Raw genomic sequence first — 231 nt, forward strand, 5'->3', positions numbered from 1 at the left:
GTCCACCGCGCCCGAGGACCCCGTGCAGGCGTTCTCCGGCCCCGCCGGCGCCGCCACCGAGGACGTGGGCGTGCCGCTGCCGGAGGTGCCGGAGGGCGCAGCCGACCCCGGGACCGCCCCGCCGCTCCCCGACGGCGTCGCAGTCGCGGGCTCCGGCTGGCCGACCGTCGTCACGCTGAGCGACGTCGACGTCGCGGGCCTGGTCGGCGGGGACGCCGCCTCGCTCGCCAC

Annotated in this window: 1 pseudogene; it reads left to right on the forward strand. The window is 81.0% G+C overall.

The features are described from left to right. A pseudogene (locus tag KVT14_RS21680) lies at positions 1 to 231 on the forward strand (hypothetical protein); the annotation flags it as partial.

Source organism: Cellulomonas sp. GbtcB1, assembly GCF_019091725.1.
Classification (GTDB): domain Bacteria; phylum Actinomycetota; class Actinomycetes; order Actinomycetales; family Cellulomonadaceae; genus Cellulomonas.